Genomic DNA, 6,539 nt, shown 5'->3' with positions numbered 1-6,539 from the left:
CCCAGCTGAAAACGCAACTTGCACAAGAGCGTTTGATCCTCGGTGTATCGGCGGTGGCGGCCATGGAGCGGGCCGTCGCCCTCACCGTGGAGTACACCAAGTCGCGACAGGCCTTCGGTGCACCGCTATTTGCGTTGCAGAACACCCGATTCGAGCTCGCCGAATGCGCAACGATCGCTCGGGTCTCCGGTGTGTTCCTCGAGGACTGCATTCATCGTCATTTGCGCGGCGAACTCGATGGCACGACCGCAGCGATGGCCAAGTACTGGCTCTCGGATCAGCAGTGCGCCGTGATCGACCGGTGCTTGCAGCTCTTTGGCGGCTACGGCTACACGTTGGAATACCCGATCGCGCAGATGTACGCCGACGCGCGAATCCAACGCATCTACGCCGGCGCCAATGAAGTGATGAAGGAGCTCATTTCACGCTCGTTGTGAATCCGTCCGCCGCCGTGCCAAGAGTCAGTCAGCGGTGTCGAGACGCTTCATGTATGGGCTGAACCGAATCACGTCGACCATGAACAGAGTGTCGGTCGCGAGCACGCCGTCGATGGTTTGTAGTCGGGTCGACACCAATTCGATGAGTTGCTGGGGATCTGCCGCTGTCAATGTGACGTGCAGGTCCGAACTACCGACGCAGACCGCGAGGAAGACGATTTCGGCCATCGAGTTGAGTTCCTTTTGGATGGCACTCAACTGGGCACGGTCGACGCGCAGTGACACTGAGGCGATCACGCCGGCGATACCGAGGGCGACGGGCTCAACCATCGCCGCGACGCGGACCAGGCCCGCCTGGGACAGCCGGTTGACCCGGGCACGCACCGTCCCCTCGGACACGTCGTGGGTCCGCGCGATCTTGCGGCTGGATTGTCGGCCGTCGTCGATCAGGGCTTGCAGGATCGCGATGTCGAGGTCGTCCAGGTCGACGCGCGGGGCGGGTAGCCGGATCGGTGGGGCCCCGCGGGCGAGGAACAGTCGCCGGCCGTTCGGACTTACCGATGTGTCCGTGGCGAGGTCAACGCTCATCTCGGCTATTCCGGCTATGGCCGGCAGATCGTCGTTGGTCAGCCGGCGCAGTTCCGCACGATCTTTGATCAGGAAATAGGCGATGACATCGTGGGACCCGAGCGCGACCGAGACTGCCTCGCATTGCTCCAATCCGCTCACGTCGACCGCGACGTCGCGGGGGGACCGGGCCCGCGTCTTGATTCGGACTACGACGAACCATTCGAAGCCAGCCACTTCCCAGTCGACGATCGCGGTGAAGATGATTGCGCCGCTGGCCGCCAGCTTGCGTAGCCGGATGCTGACCGCCGATTCGCTAATTCCGGTGTGCTGCGCCAATTCACGGTTGGTCATCTTGCCGTCGAGCAGCAGATTCTCGACGAGCGTCCGGTCGAGGTCGTCGAGGGTGGCAGTCGGTGGCCCCGCGCCGTCGCCGCCAAAGAGCTGGGCGCCGGCCGAGGCACCCTGGACCGCAGGCGGCAGCAGCCGCGCCCGGTCCGGCTTGGACGCGTCGCTCATCGTGTCCCTGTCTGCACGTGCCTGGCGAAATCCATTGCGCAATTCTAACGATGAGCAGCGACGTTCGGGCCCGGACGGGCTTTTGAGCGCGTCCACCGCCGGATAGCCGCAGCAGCGCTCCCGGGCCTGCAGCGGCGCCGTGACGCCCTCGTGCCGTGCCGCGCGGGGCTTCTTCGCGAAGACACCGCAAGCGCACGGGCGACCGCGCACGACTACATGTTCGTTGCGGCATGCATATCTGCAAAGATGATGTGACAATCACAGCAAGGTAGGTTTTGCGTCGTTCAGATGCGTAATTTATGCGGATGTTTGACATAACGGCCACGCAATGCATACAGTGACGGTCGTCACCGACGATGGAGGAGGCACGCTCCGATGGTTACCGCGATCCCCGATGACATCCGCCTGTTCGGCCCGCTGAAGCCGATGCGCTTCGAGGCCCACATCGAAGACTGCGTGGTTTCCGAGGGCCAAATCCCCCCGGAGCTCAACGGCGGTTTCTATCGCATCGGCCCGACCTGGAAACGCCCAACCAAGCAGGGCTTCAACGGGTTTGCCGCCACCGACGGGATGATCCAGGGCTTGGTGTTCCGGGACGGCAAGGCCGACTTCACCAACAAGTGGGTGAAGACCCCCAAGTATCTTCTCGAACAGAAGCACGGCGTCGGCCTCTTCGAGTGGACCGATGGCCAGTTCAGCGATTGGCGGGGCTACGGGTTGGGCTACTCGATCCCCAACGAGTACACCGCAGGTGTCCCCAGTGGTAGTCCGATCGTGAACGTCTTTCCGTTCGCGGGGGAGATCCTCGGCAGTGGCGAACAGGGACTGCCCCCAGTGGCCGTCGACCCCATCACGCTTGAAACCCGGGGCTTCGTCACCTGGTCGGACAAGCTGTCCCCAGGGATGACACCGCCAGCCTGCCTCGGCGACAACGCGTTCACCGCGCATCCGAAATGGGACAGCGACACCGGAATTCTCTACGGCTGGACCTATCGCGATACCGAGCCGTACGTGACGCTGCACTGGGTGCACCCGGACGGACATGTGGAGACCCGCGACATCGATGACGCGCCGTACGCCCAAAACGCCCACGACATGTGGCTGACCGAGAACTACGTCGTACTGCCGTTCCAGCCGTTCATCGTCGGTGAGGATCGAATCACCAAGGGGCTCTCCGTGTTCGGCTGGGACCCCTCCCTGCCGACGAAGCTGGCATTGATCTCGCGCAAGGACATCAACGCGCCGATCAAGTGGATCACCGCCGACTTCAACGAGGAATACATCATGCATACGATGTCGGCCAACCACATTGGGGACACGCTGGTTCTGGACGGGCCGATCTTCGACCGGCCCCCGTTCCCCTTCGAAGACCAGGTCGAATTCGGGGTGGACTTCGTCCCCTTCGGATCCGGCGTCACCGGCCGATGGACCGTCGACTTGACCACCGGTGTCATCACCAGTGAACGACTTGATGACCGCTCAGTTGAATTCCCCAAAGTCGACGAACGCTATTACGGCAAGAACTACGAATGGGCCTTCCTCACCGCAGGCGACAGCCTGTGGTCACTGGACACCCTGGTCCGCCGCAACGTGCGCACCGGAGCCGAGGAGAGCTACACGATCGACAACGAAGAACAGTCTGCAGTGCTGTTCGAACCGACCTTCGCTCCCCGGGCAACGGACTCCCCAGAGGCAGACGGATACCTGATCGTGCCGATCTCACACTTCATGGAGAACACCTCGGAGTACCAGATCTTCGACACCCGCGACTTCGCGAGTGGACCGGTGGCCCGAATCGATCTGCCGTTTCAGATCGGCTGGACCCCCCACGGCCACTACATGAACTTCGCGAAGTGACGTGCCCCGCCATCCACTGATAGAGAGACCGACCCTTGGCCATCTTCACCTCGTCTGAGCAGCTCTACGACGTCTTTGCAGGCTTCATGGACGACATGGCGGCAGATCCCGTGCTTGGCCCGAAATTCGTGAAGTCCAAGACGGTCTTCCGCATCAACTACACCGACCCAGAGGCGTCGATCCTCGTCGATTGCACGCACGACCCGATCCGAATCACGCAGGGACCCTCAGAGGTCAAACCCGATGTGGAGCTGACGATGTCGGCCGATAACGGCCACCTCTTCTGGATCGGCAAGCTGAAGATCACCACGGCGATCACAAAGCGAAAAGTCAAAGTCAACGGGCAGGTCACCAAGATGATGAATCTTCTTCCGGCTCTGGATCCGGCCTTCGCGCGGTACCGGACCTACCTCGCCGAGAAGGGCTACGCAGACCTCGTCGGCCCGTGAGGCACCGGCTCCCGTGAGCTACGGCGCTCATCACGGTTCACACCAGCGCGGATGCGGCCACTACCGGATCCTGTCACCAGATCTTGGAGGTTCATCCCGGTGAGCACTAGCAATTCCCGGCTCCGCACCCGCGGCCGCACAGCGACGCCACGCACGACGTCCATCGCGATCGTCGGATGTGGGTTCGGCGGACTGGCCGCCGCGATCGAACTCAAACGGTCGGGCTTCGAGGACTTCGTCATCTTCGAGCGCGCGAGTTCCGTCGGCGGCGTGTGGCGCGAGAACACCTATCCCGGAGCAGCCTGCGACGTCCCGTCGCCGATCTACTCGTTCTCCTATGCGCTGAAACCGGATTGGTCCGGCCTGTTCGGCAAGCAGGGCGAAATCCACCGGTACCTGGACGAAGTCGCACACGACTTCGGCATCACCGACCACATCCGGTTCGATACCGAAGTCGCTTCGGCGGTGTTCGACGAGAGCACCGGCCAATGGGTGGTCACCACCGCCGCGGGGGAGTCGCTGCGGGTGGACGCGCTCATCATGGCCACCGGTCAGCTGAGCCGACCCAAGATGCCCGCGGTCGAGGGCCTGGACGCCTTCAGTGGCGATTCCTTCCACTCGGCGCAATGGCGCCACGACGTCGACCTGACCGACAAGAAGGTCGTCGTCGTCGGCAGCGGCGCCAGCGCGATTCAGATCGTGCCGTCCATCGCCGAGACGGCCGCCGACCTGACCGTGGTGCAGCGATCGCCCAACTGGGTCATGTGGAAGAGCCGCCGCCGGCCCGGTGACGTGCAGACGGCGCTGATGCGGCGGTCCAGCCTGCTCAGGACCATCCACCACATCGTGCTCTTCCTCGCCTACGAGAGCCGATACCCCCTGGTCACACGCGCGGCCAATCCGGTTCGGAAGCTCTCACAATGGTTGCTGATCCACATCATCAAACGCCACATGAGCGACCCCGACGAGATTGCGGCGGCGATTCCGAACTATCGGCTGCTGTGCAACCGGCTGCTGCTGTCCAATGACTGGTACCCGACGCTGGGCCGCGACGACGTGCACCTGGTCGGATCGGCGGTGCAACGGGTGACACCGACCGGTGTGGTGACCGCCGACGGCCGCAGCATCGACGCCGACGTACTGATCTGGTGTACCGGATTCAAGGCCAGCGAATTCCTCAGTCCCATCAGCATCGTCGGCCGCGACGGTATCGACCTGCACGCTCAGTGGCAGCACGGCGCCGAGGCCTACCTCGGTATCAGCGTGATCAACTTCCCCAACATGTTCATGCTGTTCGGCCCCAATACGAACAGCATCACCAACACCATCGTGTTCCTCCTGGAACGCCAGGCCAGCTACATTCGGCAGGCCTTGGACTTCAAAGAGGCTCACAGTGCGGCGTGGCTCGACGTCAGCAGTGAAACCAACGACCACTTCCAGGAGTGGCTTCAGAAGAAGCTCGACAGCACGGTCTTCACCGACGACTGCCCCGGCTGGTACACCAACGCCGAAGGAAAGGTCACGGCGATGTGGCCGGCCTCGCACCTGGCCTATGCCCACGCCACCGCTCGCTTCCACCCGGAGCGGTACACGGTCGCGGCAGGTATCACACGGGCACTGCCCGACGTACCCGCGACAGGCACTGCAGCGCAACCGAACCCGGGCCCGGTTCCGCGGTCCTTCCGGTCCGCACGCAGCATCTGCGAACTGTTCGAAACGACGACGAAGGCGTACGCCGAGCTGCCGGCGCTGCATTCCACCGACGGCGAGCTCACCCTGACCTACCGGCAATACCGTGACGCCGTAGCCGACATCGCCGGAGCACTGCACCTACGCGGCGTCCGGCACGGGGACGTCGTCGCGCTGATGTTCGACAACCGCCCGGCGTTCCACCTCGTCGACGCCGCCGTGATGCACCTCGGGGCCGCCAGTTGCTCGGTCTACAACACCTCACCCGTCGCCGACATCGAGTACGTGCTAACCAACTCCGGTGCGACGCTTGCGATATGCGAGGAGGCCTATGCCGCGAAGCTGGCCGCCGCGGCGCCCGCGACGTGCGAAATCATCTGCACCGCACCAGGTGTCGAGGGCACTCTGGCGCTGGACGATCTCCCGCGCCCCGCGGCCACGGACTTCGACTTCGAGGCCACCTGGCGTGCGGTCGGCCCCGACGACATCCTGACGCTGATCTACACGTCGGGCACCACCGGCACCCCGAAGGGTGTCGAACTGACCCACGAGGCCATGCTTGCCGAGCTGGAACTGACCAGCGAAGTGCTCGACTTCCGCCCCGGTGACCGGGTGCCGTCGGCCATGCCGATGGCGCATGCCGCCCAACGCTGGGGCACCCACTACGCCGGCATCGCGTTCGGCCTCGACGTGACCTGCGTCGACGACGTCGCCGCCCTGCTGCCCACGCTCGTGCGGATCAAGCCGCAGATCTGGGGAACGGTGCCCAGGATCCTGGAGAAGATCACCGCCGGACTGCAGACGAAGTTCGCCGCCGAAACCGATCCCAAGAACCGCGCCGCGGTGAGCTGGGCACTGGAGATCGGGCACGCGGCAGTGGCAGCCCGCAAGGCCGACGGCGACGCAGAACTGTCACCCGAACTGGCCACCGCCTACGCCGACGCCGACCGACGGATCCTGGCCCCGATCCGGCAGTCACTCGGGCTGGATCAGCTGCGATGGCTGATGGTCGGAGCTGCAC

General features: G+C 63.9%; 5 protein-coding genes. 4 read left to right on the top strand and 1 reads right to left on the bottom strand.

The genetic code is table 11. The features are described 5' to 3' along the window. A partial coding sequence (locus tag QOC69_RS11600) for an acyl-CoA dehydrogenase family protein (RefSeq protein ID WP_526439503.1) occupies nucleotides 1-437 on the top strand: 437 nt, incomplete at its 5' end. Between the two features lie 24 nt (nucleotides 438-461). Here QOC69_RS11600 and QOC69_RS11595 read toward each other — a convergent pair. Beyond that, on the bottom strand, nucleotides 462-1,523 hold the full coding sequence (locus QOC69_RS11595) for an Lrp/AsnC family transcriptional regulator (RefSeq protein WP_526439501.1): 1,062 nt from the start codon (nucleotides 1,521-1,523) through the stop codon (nucleotides 462-464). Between the two features lie 375 nt (nucleotides 1,524-1,898). Between QOC69_RS11595 and QOC69_RS11590 the strand changes: the two genes are divergently transcribed. The 3 genes from QOC69_RS11590 to QOC69_RS11580 all read left to right on the top strand — a co-directional run. After that, nucleotides 1,899-3,380 (top strand): carotenoid oxygenase family protein, encoded by a 1,482-nt coding sequence (locus tag QOC69_RS11590; protein ID WP_526439499.1) that lies wholly within the window; start codon nucleotides 1,899-1,901, stop codon nucleotides 3,378-3,380. 35 nt (nucleotides 3,381-3,415) lie between these two features. Next, a complete protein-coding gene (locus QOC69_RS11585) occupies nucleotides 3,416-3,829 on the top strand; it encodes an SCP2 sterol-binding domain-containing protein (RefSeq protein ID WP_526439496.1) in 414 nt (137 codons plus the stop codon). 99 nt (nucleotides 3,830-3,928) lie between these two features. Beyond that, nucleotides 3,929-6,539 (top strand): AMP-binding protein (locus tag QOC69_RS11580; protein ID WP_526439494.1); only part of this gene is annotated, 2,611 nt, incomplete at its 3' end.

Origin of the sequence: Mycobacterium sp. (assembly GCF_032162105.1) — a bacterium.
In the GTDB taxonomy this organism is placed as follows: Bacteria; Actinomycetota; Actinomycetes; order Mycobacteriales; family Mycobacteriaceae; genus Mycobacterium.
Note: the sequence above shows the minus strand (reverse complement) of the source record. Positions and strands in the feature narration are given on the sequence as shown.